Here is a 17040-nt window from a genome sequence, read left to right as displayed (position 1 = left end):
GTAATCTAGGCTATCTGTTATTTCGATCATGGCAGCAGCTGATATTTGCGTGCTCCATGCCGATAGTAAAATGCCATCGCCAATCCAAATACTGCGCCGGCAATCACCGCCAGCAACAGCGCGTGCAAGCCTGATATGCCGCTTTGAGGCCAGACGGCAAACCACATGATGGCTCCCCATACGCAGGCGAACCATATGCCGTTGAAGAGGAAATTGCGCATGAAGCCGGCATAGTGCGGCGGCGGTACGTTGCATCCGGCGCTCCATAGCAAACGGTACAGGGGTGGCGCGTAGTTGCCGCGCCAGATGCCTGTGGTGGCCAGTTTATCCAAGGCTTGATTGACTGCTTGCGGATACGGCATTGCGTTGCTCCCCTTAAGACCTGCGATCATGGAATCTGCCTTGAATTTCAGCTGCCGAGTACTTTTTCAATGCGCCGGTCAGGGATCAGCCACATGATGGCGACCGCTACGTAAAGTCCAAGCCCGATCCAGCGGCTGACAAAACTGAGCGGTATCGCCAGGGCATAGCCGACTACCGAGATCTTGCCCTTGAAATCGTTGCCGACCGCCTTGGCCAGGGCGGAGTCTGCGCCGTGCAGCTTGATCAGCGTGCTGCTCAGGATGTAATAGGCAATCCCGGCCATCATCAGCACCACGCCATACAGGGCGACCGGCACTTCGGCGAAATGGTTTTCCCCCATCCAGCCGGTGGCGAAGGGAATCAACGAGAGCCAGAACAGCAGGTGCAGATTGGCCCACAGCACCGGACCGCTGATCTTTTGCACCGCGTGCAGCAGGTGGTGATGATTGTTCCAGTAGATGCCCGTGTAGATGAAGCTCAACACATAGCTGATGAACACCGGGTAGATCAGCCACAGCGCCGGCAGGCTGGTCTCGTGCGGCACTTTCAGCTCGAGCACCATGATGGTGATGATGATGGCGATGACGCCATCGCTGAAGGCTTCCAGACGACCTTTGCCCATGCTTGCTTCCTTTATGTACTGGTTGATCATGCTAGCGCAGGCAAGCACATGCTGGTGCGCCTTGCGGCAATTTTTCGAATGTGCACCGGTGCCGTTGTCCGCGAGACAGTGCCAAGACAGTGCCAATAAGGCAAATCAGAAAAATGACATGCTAACCCGCATCAATTTTTGCCACAATAATTTACTTAACGTTACACTTGTTGCCCCTCGGAATAACATTGACGCGCGCTTGCCCGTAAACTGAGGCTGTGGAATGGCGAATTCGCCGCAGGTAGCATTGGCAACCAGGAAATCAAATGAAAAAACTTTTAGCATGTCTGGCGTTTGGCGCCATCGCCGCAGGTGCATGCGGCAGCGCGGCTGCCGGCGTGAATGTCGGCGTCGGCATTTATGTGCAGCCGCCACCGCAACCCTACTACCCGCCGGTAGTGCAATATGAACCGCGCTACGTGCCGGCGCCGGTGTATTACCCGCCGCCACAGCCGGTCTATGTAGAACCGGGTTGGCGCGAACACCGCGACTGGCGCGAGCGGCGCGATTATGAATGGCGCCGCGACGATTGGCGTCGCCGGGAAGAATGGCGCGATCACCGTCGCCATCGCGACGACGACTGAGTCCCGCTCCGCTTGAACCAGGCCCGCTGACTGCGGGCTTTTTAACGCCCCCAGCATTCTGCGAACGGGGCGTCATTGCCGATCAGTCCCCGGGCGCCGGTGTGGTCCAAAGTGAATGTGCCGCATTTGTCCGCCGCAACCGGCGCCGCCTGCAACTGATAGGCCGCGGCATGGGTTTGGCCGCCTGCCAGGCTGATCGCATGTTTCGCGGCGCCGCTCCTGGGTGACTGCCCCAGCTCCGCAGGCAGGATGGGGATCTGGCCATCGGCGCCGAGATAACTGTGCTGCACCGAGAAACGGCGTTCCATCCAGCCGGCGGCTTCCAGCAGCACGGCGCGGGCCGCAATCCGTTCGCTGCGCCGGAGATGCTCGCTGTAGCTGGATAAGGCCATACTGCTCAAGATGGCTGTCATTGCTACTACTGCCATCAACTCCAGCAGAGTGAAACCGCGCCCGCCCTGCTTGCTCATGCGGTGCTACCTGCTAAGCCGGGTCGAGCAGCGACGGCGGCACCGGCAGCTGACGCCAGGTCCGCACCGGCGGCTGCTTCACCGGCACGATATCGACCGCATGCGGCAAGCCGTCGCGACCGGCGATCACCAGCTGTGTGCGGCCGTCTGGCAGCTTGATGAACATCGGCGTGACGATGGATGCGGGAACTTCGGCTACCGCGGTATTTTTCAGATCGCCGGCGAATGCGCTGTCGCTGGTAGCGCCGCCGTTGTTGTAGTCGATCGCAATGAGATAGGATTTGTCCCGCGCGGGCGCATAGGTCAGCAGCCACAGCACACCGTCGATGATCTGCAGCTTGCCGACGACGTAACCGAGTTTTTCCGGCAAGTCGATATACCAGCCGCGCGATACACCCCAATTGACGGCATTGCTGCTCAGCTGCCACTGGCCATCGCTGCCTTCCGTCAATACTTGCCGCTGTAACTGCACTCTGCCGGTCACGGGGCCGCTTGCGGCCTTGTCCCAGACCCCATACAAGCTTTGCTTTTGCGCCGCCCCCGGTATCCGGCCGTCGCCGGGCTTGCCGCCGCTGAACATGGCCAGAACACCGCCTTTGACGTGCTGCTCAAGCAAGGGCTGTTGCGCAATCGATTGTCGCTTGCCGCTGCTGTCGGCTGCCGTGAACAAGGCTCCGCTCAAAGCCGTTTTCCAACGCTGGGGCTGAGTCGCGCTGAGGTCGATTTTCCAGAGCCGCCCTTGTAAATCACCGGCGTAGGCTGCGCTGACCGTCCGTTGCAGATTGAACACCAAGGCCGGCGTCGCCAGGCCGTTCGGTGCTTCGGCATCTCCCTCGCCGAGCGTAATTTTCCTGATCAGACGGCCGCTGGATAATGCGACCAGATACAACACGGCGTCCAGATTTTCGCTTTGATAGCCGTTGCCGTAGATAGCGGCCCAGTCGCCATTCGCCAGTCGGATGGCGAGCGCTTCCCCGAACAAGTACCCCATGTCGTCATCGCCGGCCCCGCTGCCATCGTTGCCGGCACTTCGTTGCCACAGTATAGGTGCGACAGCCGGCGGGGCGCTGACATCAAGCGCAAACAAACCTCTGGCGCCACCGCCGGTGGCGCCCAGCAAAATGGAAGTCCACGCCGCACCGCCTACGGTTTCCAGATACGCGTCGCCGACCGTCAGCAAGCCATCCACATAGGGACGATGTGCATAGTCGTCTTCGCTCAAATCGGGTAGGACGGAAAACACCGCTTGTGGGATGAAGGCGCTGGCTTCGATCCCGCTGAATGCGTCAAAAGCATGCAACATGCCGTCATTGGCGCCGACGTACAGCATGGCCTGGCGCTGCTGCTTGCTTTTGACGTAGTCGGGATAGCTTGCACCGCCGGCGCCGGCCGGCAGGAACTGATAGGCGGAATCGGAGATGCCGACATACAGCGGCGCGGAGTACATGATGTCGCCCAGCTTGCCCTTGCGGTTGCGAAAATTGCCGACGCCGTGCTTTGCTTCCAGCGCTGCATTGCCTCTCACATACTCCAGCAGATTTTCCGATAACAACACAGCCCTTTGCGCGTCGTCCAGCTGCGGCCATTCAAATGCGATGGCGTTTGCGTTGCCCGACGTGCTGCCGATGCGGCGCATCTGCCACGGCGGAATCAGGTCGGCCGCATCCCATAGTGGGGCGTTGTCAACGCCGTCTGCACCGAGCGGATAGGCTTTGACATGTCCCAGCCATGATTCTGCTTCGTAGCTGCTGACATAGATGAAGGGCGGCTCGTCCGGCGTCTCGGCGGCGCAGGTGGGGGACAGAATCAAGGCAATGGCGCAGAGGCAGGCGGACAGGAGATTCATAGATCGGCGTTCTCTCGGGAAGTGCCGGCTGACAGAAGCAGATAGCTCTGCAACAAAACCACCGTGGCGTTGCTGGCGCCGACGCCGCGCGCGGTAATCCGGAAGGCTGGCCGTGCTTGCGATACGGGCCGCAGGTATTGCTGAAATGGCAGATCGTCGTCCAGCTGCAGCCGCTCGACCAGACAGCGGGCCGGCGCGGCCGGAGCAATACCTTCAGCGCCGATGCGCGCCACCGCCACGGACACGTCGTCTTTGCGCCAGCTGTCGGCGATTTCCCAGTATTGCTTGCCGTCTGCTGCAGGCGGTCCCTGCCTGAGTTGCGGAATCGTCACCGGGGTCAGCTGCAGTTGATTTTCGCAAAAGCGCAAAGCATGTTCGGCGGCCTGGAATGCCAGCTGCCGGCTGTCGGCATTGGCTGCCATTTTTTCTTCCAGCAAGGCGGTGCGTAGCGAGCTGACGCCAAGAAACGCCATCACCAGCAGGCTGATCAGCAGCATCGGCAACACCACGCCGCGTTGCCGGCAATAGCGCTCCCGCGTCATGGCAGGAACGCGGTAGCGAAACAAGCCACATCCTTATAGCTTGCGGCATCGGCAGCCGACGGCAGGCAAGTTTCAGCAAACTGGCCGGTGGCGACGCTGGCATCGCGAAAGTACACCCGTACCGTGAAGCCGCGGCTTGCCGAGCCGCTGATATCGCCCCAGCCTCCCGTGAGCGCGCGGCCGAGACGGCTGCGCCAGTCGTGGATATCCTGCGCCGCCAGTTCCCGCGCGGTGCAATGGCCGGGATCGAAACAAGCCGGCGCCAGCGTGTCCAGGGCGGGATAGGCCTGCTGCGGCAGATTGTAGCCGCCCTCATGCGCACCGCCGAGATTCGCGCGCACGCGCTCGGCAAGATCTTCGCCGAACCGGCTGGCGGTGGCGCGCAAATGGGCGCTGTTCTGATAGCGCAGGGCGCTGGCCTGCGCACCGATCAGGGCCAACATGGCAAAAGCGACGATCACCATCGCCACCAGCACCTCTATCATGCCGATCCCAGCTTGTGCAGCGGGACGATTGCCGGCCACCATCATGCCTTGCTCCTTTCAGCGTCGCATCGTGTGAAAGGAATTATAGGAAGGGCAGGATGGTAAGGAAATGGGGCTTGTGCCTAAAGTTCGCCGGCGCTATCCGATAGGTCTGGTAGGGTGGGCAAGCTTTTTTGCCCACGTTTTGGCTTGAACGCATCTCCCAAATCAAATGGGGACAAGCCCTAGATGCATCCGCGTGGGCACCTGTGCCCACCCTACGTGATTCAGGAATGCGTCAACAGAGAGGGACACTCAGGCAAACTTGTCCAGCAGCGCCGCCAGGTTCTGCGCGCTCTGCAAGGCTTGCTCCGGCGTGGCAGCGGCCGCGCTGTGGGTGACGATGGCGTCCGTCAGCAAGGTGATGAAGGCACGATCCAGTGCCTTGCGCGCCGCCGCCAGCTGCTGGGCGACGCTGTCGCAGTCGGCCGGCACAGCGGCGTTGGCAATCAGCTTCTGTACGCCGCGGATCTGGCCTTCGACCCGCGCCAGCCGATGCAGCAAATCCTTTTTCTGCGCATCTGTCAGCGCCGTGCCGTGCACTATCTTGATGGGCGTATCGCTCAAAGCCGGTCTCCTTCGTCAGAAACATCATGCCAGGGTAGTGCTTCGTAAGTAATGGAGCTTACCAAGGTCTAAGCAAAACGCAAACCTATGCCGAATGCGAAGATAAGGGAAAACTCAGCGTCACCTTTAAGCCGCCGCCGTCGCCATCGCCCAGCACGATCCGGGCGCCATGCGCGCTGGCGATATCACGTACGATCGACAAGCCGAGGCCGGCGCCGCTAGGATTCTGCTGCTGCGCCGACGGCGCCCGGTAGAAAGCTGAAAAAACCCGCTCGCGGTCTTCCGCGGGGATGCCCATGCCGCTGTCCTCTACTTCCAGCAGCGCGCGCTGCGCCACGCTGTCGTGGCGCACACGCAGATTCACCTTGCCGCCGGCCGGGGTATAGAGAATCGCATTGTCCAGCAGATTGCTGACCAGTTCGTGCAGCAGCAACGCATTGCCGTCGACCATCAGCTCCTGTCCTGCATCGAAGGACAGGTCGATTTGCTTCTTGACGGCGGAGAGTGCATGTTCGAGGCCGACCTGGCGCGTGATGTCGGTCAGCGACACCGGCTGCACGCCGCTTTCGGCCACGCCATGTTCGGCGCGCGCCAGCGTCAGCAAACGGTTTGCCAGGTGCACCGTGGCGTCGGTGGTGCCGGCGATGCTGGCGACGATCTCGCGCATGTCGTGCCAGGCGCGCGGATCGTTGGGATGGCGATCGAGCTCGCGCAGGGCCAGCTCGGCCTGCGTCTTCAGCACCGTCAGCGGCGTGCGCAGCTGGTGCGAAGCATCGGCGATGAAACGGCGCTGGCCGCTGATCAGGGTTTGCAGCCGTCCCATGTAACCGTTCATGGCAACCACCAGCGGCCGCACTTCCTTGTGCACCTGGTCGGCGTCGAAATCGGCCAGATCGGTGCTGGCGCGCGCTTCCACCGTCGCTTTCAGCTGCATCAGCGGGCGCAGCACGAAGCGCACCGCAAACCACACCAGCAGCGCCGCCACGCACACCAGCAAGCCTTGCCGCCACAAGGTGCTGAACAGGATCTTGCGTGTCAGGTCGCTGCGCGCGTCCATGGTTTCGCCCACCTGTATCAAGGCGATGCCGCGCATCGAATCGTCGTACACCGGCTGATACAGGGCGGCGATACGCACCGGCTGGTTGTGATAACTGGCGTGATAGAAACGCACCAACGCCGGATAAATTTCCGAACGCGGCACGTCGGGCGGCAGCGCCGGCAAATCTTCGTAGCCGGAGACGAATTCGCCCTTGGTGCCGGTGACCTTGTAGTAGATACGTCCCAGGGTATCGGTTTCGAAGCTGTCCAGCGCGACGTAGGGGACGTCGGCAACCACTTTGCCGTCCACCACCGAGACCCGCTCTGCCAGCGCCCGGGTGGAGGCGAGCAGGGCGCGATCATACGCCAGGTCGGCGACATCGAGGGCGTTGCGATAGACCGAGAAGGCATCCAGCGCCACCAGCAGCAGCAGGGGAATCAGCAGCCAGCTCAGCAGCTGGCTGCGCAAGCTGCCTAGCGATTTTGCGGGTTTGGCGGCGGCGGAGCTGACGGCGGCATTCATTTTTCAGCGGCGACTTCCAGCAGGTAGCCAAGGCCGCGCAGGGTAGTGATGGCGACCGCTTCGGCGCCGGTGCGGATCAGCTTCTTGCGCAGCCGGTGGATATAGATTTCAATCGCATCGGGATTGGCGTCATCGACCAGCGAGAACACTTCATCGAACAGCTTTTCTTTGGAGACTACGCGACCGGCGCGGCTGATCAAGACTTCCAGCACCGCATGTTCGCGCGGCGTCAGCGCCAGCGCCGCGCCGCCGTAGCTGAACATGCGGCTGACAGTATCGAACTGCAAGGCGCCGCAACTGTAGACCGGCGCTTCACCGCCCTGCGCCCGCCGCAGCAGGGCCTTGACGCGCGCTTCCAGCTCGACCAGTTCAAAGGGTTTGGCCAGGTAGTCGTCGGCGCCCAGGTTCAAGCCTTGCACCCGGTCCTGCAAGCCGCCGCGCGCGGTCAGGATCAGCACCGGCGTCTTGCTGCCGCGCGCGCGCAAGCGCTTCAAGACTTCCAGACCATCCATTTTCGGCAGGCTGAGGTCGAGTATCACTAGTGCATACTGCTGGGTGTGCAGCAGGCTGTCGGCGTCGGCGCCGTTCATGGCGCATTCGACCGTCCAGTGGGCGTCCTGCAATGCCTTGGTCAGCCAGCGCGACAGCTCGACATGGTCTTCAATCAGCAAAATCCGCATGGCTTGGGGCAGTCGGAAATAAAAAAAGGGACGTTAATACTCACACAGAAAACCAGCGTTGGCAAAATGTGAGTGAAAGGAAAATGAAAGACTGGGGCCGCTATGATGCAAAAAAACGTATAAAAGCCCGGTTTCACCCCTGCCGCCGCCACGGCGCCGCAGGAGGCATAACAACAGAATGGGTAGGAGACAATGAATTCCGCAATCGCCTGGATTTGTGCGCTCGGTGCACTCGTCACATCGGTCTCATTCGGCGCGCAGGCCGCGCCGCTGCAATGCCTCGCCCCGGCCAAGCCGGGCGGCGGCATGGCTGTCACCTGCAAGCTGATCCAGAAAGGCTTGCAGCTGCCGGCCGCCGCCGAGGCCCGGGAAGGTCCCCTGAAAATCAGTTACTTGCCTGGTGGCATCGGCGCCGTCGCATGGAATTCCATCGTCAGCCAGCGCCGCGCCGAGGCCGACACGCTGGTGGCGTTTTCCGGCGGCTCGCTGATGAACCTGGCGCAGGGCAAATACGGCGACGCCGACGTCAGCAATGTGCGCTGGGTGGCGGCCATCGGCGTCGACTACGGCATGATCGCGGTGCGCGCCGACTCTCCCTATAAAAATCTGCACGAGCTGCTGGCCGCGCTCAAGAAAAATCCGGCCCAGGTCACGATCGGCGCCGCCGGCACCGTCGGCAGCCAGGACTGGCTGAAAATCTCCATGCTGGCCAAGCAAAGCCAGATCGATCCCAAGACCTTGCGCTTCGTTGCGCTGGAAGGCGGCGGCGAAGCCTTTACCGCCTTGCGCGCCGGCCATGTGCAGGTGGTCTCCGGTGATGCCTCGGAAGCCACTTTGCATACACTCGATGGCGAAATCCGCATCCTTGCCGTGCTGTCGGAACAGCGCCTGCCCGGCACGCTGGCCCAGGTGCCGACCGCGCGCGAGCAAGGCCTGGCGGTAAGCTGGCCAATCATCCGCGGCGTCTATGTCGGACCGGAGGTCAGCGACGCCGCCTACCAGCATTGGGTCAAGCGCTTTGACGTCATGATGGCGACTCCTGAATTCGCCCAGCTTCGCACCGCCACCGGGCTTTCACCGTTCGCCATGAGCGGCGACAAACTGACTGCCTATATAAAAACCACCGTTGCGGACTACCGCAAGCAATCGGACCAGCTTGGCTTAATTAGATAAACCTCAGATAAACCCTGCCGCGGCTCCAGGTCCGGCAACCCTCCCGCAAGTGACGCAAGTGTCAGCCATTCCCTGGCTGGCCTGTGCTCGACTGTTGCCTGCGGCTTTTCACCATGGATTCATCAGAAGCACCCATAACCATCAGGAGACGACACTCATGTTGATCAAAAAACCTTTAAAGCCATTGGCCGCCGCGCTCGCGGTTCTCTCATTCAGCGTTGCGCTGAACGCCACGGCACAAGCGCCCGCAGGCTATCCGGCGGACTACGCCAAGGTGGTCGACGGCGCAAAAAAAGAAGGCAAGCTGGTGATCTACAGCGCCACCGATTCCAAGGCGGCGGAACCGCTGATCAAGGATTTCAGCGCACTCTATCCTGGCGTCAAGGTGGAATTCAACGACATGAATTCGACCGAAGTCTATAACCGCTTCATCTCCGAAGCCGCCGCCGGCGGCGCCACTGCCGACGTGCTGTGGTCGTCGGCCATGGACCTGCAGTTCAAGCTGGTCAGCGAAGGCTACGGCGCCGTTTACAAATCGCAGGAAGCAGCAGCGATTCCGGCCTGGGCCAACTACAAGGACAGCGCCTACGGCACCACTTTCGAGCCGCTGGCGATTGTCTATAACAAGCGTCTGGTCAGTGCTGACGAAGTGCCGTCCACCCATGCCGACCTAGTCAAGCTGTTGAGCACAAAAGCCGACAAGTTCCGCAACAAGGTCACCACCTACGATATCGAAAAATCCGGCGTCGGCTTTTCCTTCATCACCGAAGATGCGCAAATCAATCCGCAATTCTGGGACCTGGCCAAGACCTTCGGCGATGTCAGCATCCGTGTGCAGTCCTCCACCGGCACCATGCTGGAACGGATTTCCTCGGGCGAGAACCTGATCGGCTACAACGTCATCGGTTCCTATGCGCAGGCGCGGGCCGCCAAGGACCCGTCGCTCGGCGTCGCCTTCACCAAGGACTACAACCTGGTGCTGTCGCGCGTGGTGTTCATCAACAAGTCGGCCAAGAACATGAACGCCGCCAAGCTGTGGGTCGATTACCTACTGTCCAAGCGCGGCCAGACCATCATCTCGACTGAATCGCAGCTGTATTCGCTGCGTTCGGATGTCAGCGGCAGCTCCACCGTGGCCGGACTGACCACGCAGCTCGGCAATGCGCTCAAGCCGATTCCGCTGACCCCGGCCTTGCTGCAATACCTGGACCAGACCAAGCGCCTGGCTTTCCTCAAGCAATGGAAGGCTGCCGCGGGCAAGAAATAAATCGGCTGCGGCTACGAACCTCGGCCTAGGCGCCTTAACTACGCGCCCCGGCCTCGTCGGCCACGTCTAGCCGACCGCGTCTAGCCGACCCCGACTACGCGTCCCGGTCATTCCCGCGTACGCGGGAATCCATTTTTGCTTATTTGACTGATTAACCTGGATTCCCGCGTGCGCGGGAATGACGGTAATGCAAGGTGCAACCATGACTTCGATTTCTCCTCCCCATCCGCTGGCCAGCCGCTCCCGGCTGGCGCGCATCAACTGGCCGCGCGGACTGGTGGTCACGCTGGCGGCGGTGGCGATTTTCCTGCCGCTGCTGCTGATTTTCTATCAAAGCTTTTTATCCGCGCCTTTTTTTGCGCCTATCAAGACCCTGAGCCTGGAACCGTATCGCTTCATCTTCGACGATCCGGATTTCCGCCAGGCTTTCATTAACGGCCTGCTGCTGGCCAGTGGCCTGGCCCTGATCGCCGTGCCGCTGGGCGGCATGCTGGCCTTCCTGATGGTGCGCACTGACCTGCCTGGCCGCAACTGGATCGCGCCAATGCTGCTGGTGCCGATTTTCGTATCGCCGATGGTGATCGCCTTCGGCTATGTGGTATCGATGGGGCCGGTCGGCTTCTATACCGTGTGGATGCAGGACCTGTTGCGCCTGGTCGGTATCGAGGCCACGCCGTGGAATGTGTATGCCTTCCCCAGCATCGTGATCATCGCCGGCCTGACCCACGTGCCGCACGTTTACCTGTATGCGTCGGCGGCACTGAAGAGCCTCGGCGCCGACGTCGAAGAAGCCGCACGCGTGGCTGGCGCTTCCCCGCTGCAAGTAGCGCTGAACGTCTCGCTGCCGATGATCATGCCGGCGTTGGCATATGCCGGCGTGCTGGTGTTCTTCCTCGGCTTTGAAGTGTTCGGCCTGGTGCTGGTGCTGGGCGATCCGGAAGGCCATCTGGTGCTGCCTACCTATCTGTACAAGCTGACCAACAAGCTCGGCACGCCTTCCTATCACTTGATGGCGGCGGTGGCGGTGTGCCTGGTGGCGGTGACCTTGCCGCTGGTGATGATACAGCGCTGGCTGCTGCGTTCGGCCAACAAGTATGTCTCGATCAAGGGCAAGGGCGCGCGCCAGAAGGCGCTGCCGCTGGGCAAATGGAAATGGCTTGCGTTCAGCCTGATCGCCGCCTGGCTGATTTTCACCATCGTGATTCCCTTGTCCGGCATCGCCTTGCGCGCCTTCGTCTCGCACTGGGGCTACGGCGTATCGCTGCTCGATGCGATGACCTTGCAGCACTTCCGCGACATCTGGGAACAGCCGGCGCTGGTGCGCGGCATCGTCAACACCATCCTGATCGGCGTGATCGGCGGCGCGATTGCCGTGGCTTGCTATTGCTGCATCGCGCTGGCGATGCACCGCAAGGCCGACGGCATCACCCGCTTCCTCGACTACAGCGTGCTGATTCCACGCGCTGTGCCTGGCTTGCTGGCCGGCTTGTCGTTCCTGTGGGTGTTCCTGTTCGTGCCGTCTTTCCTCGACAGCTTCCTCAAGGGCTTCGACAACGTCGTCGCCAACTGGCTGGTGGAAAACTTCATCCCGCAATTGCGCGAACTGCGCTCCACCATTTTCTCGGTGTGGCTGGCGTATTCGGTGGTGTGGCTAGCGTATGGCTTGCGCCTGATCACAACGGCGCTGCTGCAGGTCGGACCGGAACTGGAAGAAGCGGCACGCGCAGTCGGTGCGCGCCGTTCGCAAGTGACGCGCGACGTCACCTTGCCGCTGGTGCGCTACGGCGTGCTGGGGGCGTGGCTGATGGTGTTCTTGATCTTCGAACGCGAATATTCCACCGGCGTGTATCTGCTGTCGCCCGGCACCGAAGTCATCGGCGCCCTGATCGTTTCGCTGTGGGCTTCCGGTTCGGTCGACCTGGTGGCGACGCTGTCCTTCATCAACATCACGCTGGTGGCCATCGGCCTCGGCATCGCGCTGCGCTTTGGCATCAAGTTGCACGACTGAGCTGCACCACTAAGTACTTCAGAAAACAGGAAATCATCATGAGCGAATTAAGTGTCAACAACCTGCATCTCGACTACGGCAGCGGCGCCAGCGCCAATCCTATCCTCAAGGGCGTGTCGATGGAATTGCAGCGCGGCGAAGTGGTCGCCTTGCTGGGGCCTTCCGGCAGCGGCAAGACCACTCTGCTGCGCGCGGTCGCCGGGCTGGAATCGCCGAAATCGGGCAGCATCCAGATCGGTGAACGGATCATGTTCGACGGTCAGCGCAAGCTGGAAATCCCGGCCGAAGAACGCAATCTCGGGCTGGTGTTCCAGTCGTATGCCCTGTGGCCGCACAAGACCGTGTCCGACAACGTCGGCTATGGCCTCAAGCTGCGCAAGATGAGCAGCAGCGATATCGCCACCAGGGTCAAGACCGTGCTCGGCCAGCTTGGCCTCGGCCATCTGGGCGACCGTTTTCCGCACCAGCTCTCGGGTGGCCAGCAACAGCGCGTGGCTATCGCCCGCGCGCTGGTGTACAACCCGCCGGTGATCCTGCTCGATGAACCGCTCTCCAACCTGGACGCCAAGCTGCGCGAAGAAGCACGCGCCTTCCTGCGCGAGCTGATCGTGCGGCTCGGCTTGTCGGCGCTGATGGTGACGCACGACCAGGCCGAGGCGATGGCGATCTCGGACCGCATCCTGCTGCTCAACAACGGCAAGATCGAACAGCAAGGCACGCCGCAAAGCATGTACGAGACCCCGGACACCTTGTTCACGGCGGAATTCATGGGCAGCAACAACCGCCTGCCGGCCAAGCTGCTGCAGCGCGACGGCGCCCGGGTCTTGCTGCAAGTAGAAGGCGGCAACGTCACGGCGACACTGCGCGGCGCCGCCGGCAATGACGCCAAGGACGCGATCGCCATCATCCGCGTCGAGCAGGTCAACATCTCCGACGTACCGGTGGAAAACAGCATCAAGCTGCCGCTGGCAACTTGCATGTACCTGGGCGACCGCTGGGAATGCGTGTTCCGCAACAGCACTGAAAGCGGCGCCGACAGCAGTGTCCTGCGCGCCTACGCACGGCAGCGCCTGGCGCCGGGCGAGTACTGGCTGCAGTTGCCGCAGGACGCGCTGTGGGCCTTCTAAATAGGGTGGGCACCCCGTGCCCACGCAGTGCCGCGGACATCGGGATCCAGGACTCTCGTGTCTTGGAGGTTCGTGTCCCACCACCTCCGCGTGGGCACGGGGTGCCCACCCTACGAAACATTGCATAAGCAAAAAGTCATGGAAAGGGGGAAAGGGAAGTTACACCACAGCCTTTGTGCAGCTGCTCAGCAATCGCACAGCCAACAAAAAAATATTACAACGGAGGAAGCAACATGAAAAGAAACTACCTGGCGGCGGCAACCCTGGCCGCGCTCGGAACATTGGCATCCGGCGCTCATGCGCAAACCAATGTCAGCATCTACGGCATCATCGATACCGGGATCGAGTATGTCAATCACGCCAACGCCAAGCAGGATAGCCTGGTGCGTGTCAGTTCCGGCGCGATGAATACCTCGCGCATCGGCTTTCGCGGCACCGAAGACCTGGGCGGCGGCCTGAAAGCGGTGTTCCAGCTGGAAAACGGCTTCAAGGTCGATACCGGCGACTTCGACAGCGCCGGCGTGCTGTTCAACCGCCAGGCCAATGTCGGCCTGGAAGGCAGCTTCGGCCGCCTGGTCATCGGCCGCTCGTTCACCACCACCTATGATTTCATCCTGCCCTTCGATCCCATGGGCTACTCCGGCCAGTATTCCTGGGTGACTTCGGCCGGCGCCACCGGCGGCCGCAAGGATGGCATGCCGACCAACCTGCCGAACATCCTCAAGTATCAGGGCAAGTTCGGCAGCTTCAAGCTGGGCGCCACCTACGGCTTCGGCGAGACCGCCGGCAGCAGCACCGACAGCGCCAAGTACGATCTCGGCGTCGGCTATGAAAACGGTCCGTTCCGCATCGCCGCCACCTTCGACCGCGTCAACAGCGCCGCCGCCAGCGCCAGCAGCAGCGCTTTCGACAAGGCCACCAGCATCCACCTGGCCGGCGATTACCAGCTCACCGGCAATCTGGATCTGAACCTGGGTTATCGCAATTACAAGAAGACGCTGGCATCGAACGCGCCTGACTTGCGCAGCGATTTCTTCTGGGGCGGCGCCAGCTACAAGGTGACGCCGGTGGTGACGCTGATCGGCGCCATCTACTACCAAAACATCAAGAACGTCGCTAGCGGCAAGGATGCCGACCCGATCATGTATTCGGTGCGCGGCAAATACGCATTGTCGAAACGTACCGACCTGTACCTGAGCGCGGCCTACGCCAAGGCCAAGAATCAGCAGCTGGTCGGGCTGTCGCGTGACGATATCGCCTACGGCAGCAGTCAGACCGGCGTGATTGGCGGCATTCAGCACCGCTTCTAAACCTGCAGGACGCGGGCCGGGACATTGCGGTCTCGGCCCGCAATTTCACTATTCCCATCCCTGGAAATTCAGCCAAAACCCTCATCCATTCTTCACGAATGCGGCGTAAAATGTTTCGTCAAAATAACAATTGCCGTACTCACTCCAGGAGAATAGATGCAAGTTTCGACGAGACGTATCACGGTCTGCGGATTGATGGTGAGCGCTGCCATCAGCTTGATGGCTTGCGATGTGCCGACCAAGGCTTCGCAGGATGCTGCAACCGCCACTGCGGCCTATGCCGCATCTTCGCCTTTCGCCCAGGTCAGCTCTCTGCCTTACAACTTGCCGCCTTTCGACAAGATCAAGGATTCCGACTACCAGCCGTCGTTCGAAGCCGGCATGGCGCAGCAGCGCCAGGAAGTCAGCGCCATCGCCGCCAATCCGGCCGCGCCGACTTTTGACAACACTATCGTGGCGCTGGAACGTTCCGGCCAGATGCTGGGCAGGGTCAAGGATGTCTTCTTCAACCTGATCAGCGCCAACACCAACCCCGTGCTGGACCAGACCCAGCAGGATATCGCGCCCAAGCTGGCCGAGCATGAGGATGCGATCTATCTCGATCCCGCCTTGTTCGCCCGTATCGAGCAGTTGTACCAGCAGCGCGCCAGCCTTGGCCTCGATCCTGAATCGCTGCGTTTGCTGGAACGTTACCGGACCGATTTCGTCAGGGCCGGCGCGCGCCTGTCGCCGGCGGAAAAGGATCAGCTGCGCAAGATGAACCAGCAGATTTCTTCGCTGACCACGCAGTTCCAGCAAAACCTGCTGAAATCCAGCAATGAAGGCGCGGTGGCGGTCGACAAGCTGGCCGACCTGGACGGCCTGTCGGCCGAAGGCATCGCCGCCGCTGCGCAAGCTGCCGAAAACCGCAAGCTGGAAGGCAAGTGGCTGATCACGCTGCAAAACACCACCGACCAGCCGGTACTGATGCAGCTCAAGAATCGCCATCTGCGCGAACGCATCTATAAAGCCTCGATCAACCGCGGCGATGGCGGCGCCGGCGACAACGTCGGCAATGTGGCGCAGATCGTCAAGCTGCGCGCCCAGCGCGCTGCGCTGCTGGGTTATCCAAACCACGCGGCCTATGCGCTGGAAGAAGAAACCGCCGGTACGCCGGCCGCGGTCAACAAGATGCTGTCCCAACTGGCGCCGCCGGCCAATGCCATCGCACGCAAGGACGCGGCCGTCATGCAGCAGCTGATCGAGCGCCAGGCCAAGGCCAGCCATACCAAGCCTTTCAAGCTGCAGCCGTGGGACTGGGGCTTTTACTCTGAGCAGGTGCGCAAGGCGCGCTACAACTTCGACGAATCCCAGATCAAGCCTTACTTCGAACTCAACCACGTGCTGCAGGAAGGCGTGTTCTATGCCGCCCACGAGCTGTACGGGGTGAGCTTCAAGGAACGCACCGACTTGCCGGTATACCAGCAGGATGTGCGTGTCTTCGAGGTCTTCAATGAAGACGGTTCGGCGCTCGGCCTGTTCCTGTTCGATCCGTTCGCACGCGACAACAAGCAGGGCGGCGCCTGGATGAATACCTATGTGTCGCAGTCGCGCCTGTTCGGCACCAAGGCGGTGGTATCGAACAACATCAACATCGCCAAGCCGCCGGCAGGCAAACCGGTGCTGCTCACTTTCGACGAAGTCAACACCATGTTCCACGAGTTCGGCCACGGCTTGCACGGCTTGTTCTCGAACGTCGAGTATCCGATGTTCTCGGGCGCCTCGGTACCGCCCGACTTTGTCGAGTATCCGTCGCAGTTCAATGAAATGTGGTCCTACGATCCGAAGGTAATGGCGCACTACGCCACCCATTACGAAACCGGCAAGCCGATGCCGCGCGCACTTCTCCAGAAGCTGCTGGCGGCGCGCAAGTTCAGCGCCGGCTACGAAACCTCTGAGTATCTGGCGGCAGCGATGCTGGACCAGTCCTGGCACCAGCTGTCGACCAACCAGACGCCGGACGTCACCGACGTGATGGCGTTTGAAGCCAAGGCACTGGGTCACGCCAAGGGCTATGTGGTGCCGCCGCGCTACCACACCACCTATTTCGCGCACATCTTCGCCAGCGGTTATGCCGCCGGTTATTACGCCTATATCTGGAGCGACGTGCTGGCCAAGGATACCGAGCACTGGATGAACACCCACGGCGGCCTGAAACGCGCCAATGGCGACCTGCTGCGCGCCAAAGTGCTGTCGCGCGGCTTCAGCGGCGACCCTAGCGCCTTGTTCAAGGATTTCTACGGCCGCGGACCAGAGGTCGGACCGTTGCTGGAGGCGCGCGGCCTAAGCGGCGCTACCAAGTAATTGAATGAAAAATGCGAAACGGG

General features: G+C 61.4%; 16 protein-coding genes. 7 read left to right on the top strand and 9 right to left on the bottom strand.

Annotated features, from left to right (window positions below):
- Positions 1-26 precede the first annotated feature (26 nt).
- On the bottom strand, positions 27-392 hold the full coding sequence (locus CPter91_RS25415; protein WP_205631640.1) for a DUF6404 family protein: 366 nt from the start codon (positions 390-392) through the stop codon (positions 27-29).
- Between the two features lie 17 nt (positions 393-409).
- On the bottom strand, positions 410-985 hold the full coding sequence (locus CPter91_RS25410) for a TMEM175 family protein (protein WP_061946654.1): 576 nt from the start codon (positions 983-985) through the stop codon (positions 410-412).
- A gap of 296 nt (positions 986-1281) precedes the next feature.
- Between CPter91_RS25410 and CPter91_RS25405 the strand changes: the two genes are divergently transcribed.
- Positions 1282-1599, top strand: coding sequence for a hypothetical protein (locus tag CPter91_RS25405; RefSeq protein ID WP_061945633.1), 318 nt, complete (start codon positions 1282-1284; stop codon positions 1597-1599).
- A gap of 41 nt (positions 1600-1640) precedes the next feature.
- On the opposite strand, the gene CPter91_RS25400 is transcribed toward CPter91_RS25405, so the two are convergent.
- The 7 genes from CPter91_RS25400 to CPter91_RS25370 form a co-directional block, all read right to left on the bottom strand.
- The gene (locus CPter91_RS25400; protein WP_061945631.1) at positions 1641-2069 is read right to left on the bottom strand and encodes a type IV pilin protein; all 429 of its coding nucleotides are present in this window, start codon (positions 2067-2069) and stop codon (positions 1641-1643) included.
- Between the two features lie 13 nt (positions 2070-2082).
- The gene (locus CPter91_RS25395) at positions 2083-3915 is read right to left on the bottom strand and encodes a pilus assembly protein (RefSeq protein ID WP_061945629.1); all 1833 of its coding nucleotides are present in this window, start codon (positions 3913-3915) and stop codon (positions 2083-2085) included.
- Positions 3912-4481, bottom strand: a complete 570-nt coding sequence (locus tag CPter91_RS25390) for a pilus assembly PilX family protein (protein WP_150119814.1) — start codon at positions 4479-4481, stop codon at positions 3912-3914. The genes CPter91_RS25395 and CPter91_RS25390 overlap by 4 nt, the downstream gene beginning before the upstream one ends.
- Entirely contained in the window at positions 4454-4987 is a 534-nt protein-coding gene (gene pilV, locus CPter91_RS25385) for a type IV pilus modification protein PilV (protein ID WP_061945626.1), read from the bottom strand. The genes CPter91_RS25390 and pilV overlap by 28 nt, the downstream gene beginning before the upstream one ends.
- 249 nt (positions 4988-5236) lie before the next feature.
- Entirely contained in the window at positions 5237-5548 is a 312-nt protein-coding gene (locus CPter91_RS25380; RefSeq protein ID WP_061945624.1) for a metal-sensitive transcriptional regulator, read from the bottom strand.
- Between the two features lie 85 nt (positions 5549-5633).
- Positions 5634-7109, bottom strand: coding sequence for a sensor histidine kinase (locus CPter91_RS25375; RefSeq protein WP_061945622.1), 1476 nt, complete (start codon positions 7107-7109; stop codon positions 5634-5636).
- Positions 7106-7789: a response regulator gene (locus CPter91_RS25370; protein ID WP_061945620.1), complete on the bottom strand. Its 684-nt coding sequence runs from the start codon at positions 7787-7789 to the stop codon at positions 7106-7108. The genes CPter91_RS25375 and CPter91_RS25370 overlap by 4 nt, the downstream gene beginning before the upstream one ends.
- Before the next feature lie 192 nt (positions 7790-7981).
- Between CPter91_RS25370 and CPter91_RS25365 the strand changes: the two genes are divergently transcribed.
- The 6 genes from CPter91_RS25365 to CPter91_RS25340 all read left to right on the top strand — a co-directional run bounded on the left by CPter91_RS25365 (position 7982) and on the right by CPter91_RS25340 (position 17017).
- Positions 7982-8962 carry a Bug family tripartite tricarboxylate transporter substrate binding protein gene (locus CPter91_RS25365; RefSeq protein ID WP_061945618.1) on the top strand — a complete coding sequence of 327 codons (981 nt, stop codon included), beginning with the start codon at positions 7982-7984 and terminating at the stop codon, positions 8960-8962.
- A gap of 157 nt (positions 8963-9119) precedes the next feature.
- A complete protein-coding gene (locus CPter91_RS25360) occupies positions 9120-10229 on the top strand; it encodes an ABC transporter substrate-binding protein (protein WP_061945616.1) in 1110 nt (369 codons plus the stop codon).
- A 202-nt stretch (positions 10230-10431) separates the two neighbouring features.
- Positions 10432-12237, top strand: a complete 1806-nt coding sequence (locus tag CPter91_RS25355) for an ABC transporter permease (RefSeq protein WP_061945614.1) — start codon at positions 10432-10434, stop codon at positions 12235-12237.
- 38 nt (positions 12238-12275) lie between these two features.
- The gene (locus tag CPter91_RS25350) at positions 12276-13364 is read left to right on the top strand and encodes an ABC transporter ATP-binding protein (protein WP_061945612.1); all 1089 of its coding nucleotides are present in this window, start codon (positions 12276-12278) and stop codon (positions 13362-13364) included.
- 233 nt (positions 13365-13597) lie between these two features.
- Positions 13598-14674, top strand: a complete 1077-nt coding sequence (locus tag CPter91_RS25345; protein ID WP_061945610.1) for a porin — start codon at positions 13598-13600, stop codon at positions 14672-14674.
- 156 nt (positions 14675-14830) lie between these two features.
- Entirely contained in the window at positions 14831-17017 is a 2187-nt protein-coding gene (locus CPter91_RS25340) for a M3 family metallopeptidase (protein ID WP_205631639.1), read from the top strand.
- Positions 17018-17040: the final 23 nt, after the last annotated feature.

This window comes from Collimonas pratensis (genome assembly GCF_001584185.1).
Classification (GTDB): domain Bacteria; phylum Pseudomonadota; class Gammaproteobacteria; order Burkholderiales; family Burkholderiaceae_D; genus Collimonas; species Collimonas pratensis.
Note: the sequence above shows the minus strand (reverse complement) of the source record. Positions and strands in the feature narration are given on the sequence as shown.

Coding starts and splice junctions, on each gene's coding strand:
- CPter91_RS25415 (WP_205631640.1), bottom strand. CDS start 392: ATGATCGCAGGTCTTAAGGGGAGCAACGCAATGCCGTATCCGCAAGCA.
- CPter91_RS25410 (WP_061946654.1), bottom strand. CDS start 985: ATGGGCAAAGGTCGTCTGGAAGCCTTCAGCGATGGCGTCATCGCCATC.
- CPter91_RS25405 (WP_061945633.1), top strand. CDS start 1,282: ATGAAAAAACTTTTAGCATGTCTGGCGTTTGGCGCCATCGCCGCAGGT.
- CPter91_RS25400 (WP_061945631.1), bottom strand. CDS start 2,069: ATGAGCAAGCAGGGCGGGCGCGGTTTCACTCTGCTGGAGTTGATGGCA.
- CPter91_RS25395 (WP_061945629.1), bottom strand. CDS start 3,915: ATGAATCTCCTGTCCGCCTGCCTCTGCGCCATTGCCTTGATTCTGTCC.
- pilV (WP_061945626.1), bottom strand. CDS start 4,987: ATGATGGTGGCCGGCAATCGTCCCGCTGCACAAGCTGGGATCGGCATG.
- CPter91_RS25375 (WP_061945622.1), bottom strand. CDS start 7,109: ATGAATGCCGCCGTCAGCTCCGCCGCCGCCAAACCCGCAAAATCGCTA.
- CPter91_RS25370 (WP_061945620.1), bottom strand. CDS start 7,789: ATGCGGATTTTGCTGATTGAAGACCATGTCGAGCTGTCGCGCTGGCTG.
- CPter91_RS25365 (WP_061945618.1), top strand. CDS start 7,982: ATGAATTCCGCAATCGCCTGGATTTGTGCGCTCGGTGCACTCGTCACA.
- CPter91_RS25360 (WP_061945616.1), top strand. CDS start 9,120: ATGTTGATCAAAAAACCTTTAAAGCCATTGGCCGCCGCGCTCGCGGTT.
- CPter91_RS25355 (WP_061945614.1), top strand. CDS start 10,432: ATGACTTCGATTTCTCCTCCCCATCCGCTGGCCAGCCGCTCCCGGCTG.
- CPter91_RS25350 (WP_061945612.1), top strand. CDS start 12,276: ATGAGCGAATTAAGTGTCAACAACCTGCATCTCGACTACGGCAGCGGC.
- CPter91_RS25345 (WP_061945610.1), top strand. CDS start 13,598: ATGAAAAGAAACTACCTGGCGGCGGCAACCCTGGCCGCGCTCGGAACA.
- CPter91_RS25340 (WP_205631639.1), top strand. CDS start 14,831: ATGCAAGTTTCGACGAGACGTATCACGGTCTGCGGATTGATGGTGAGC.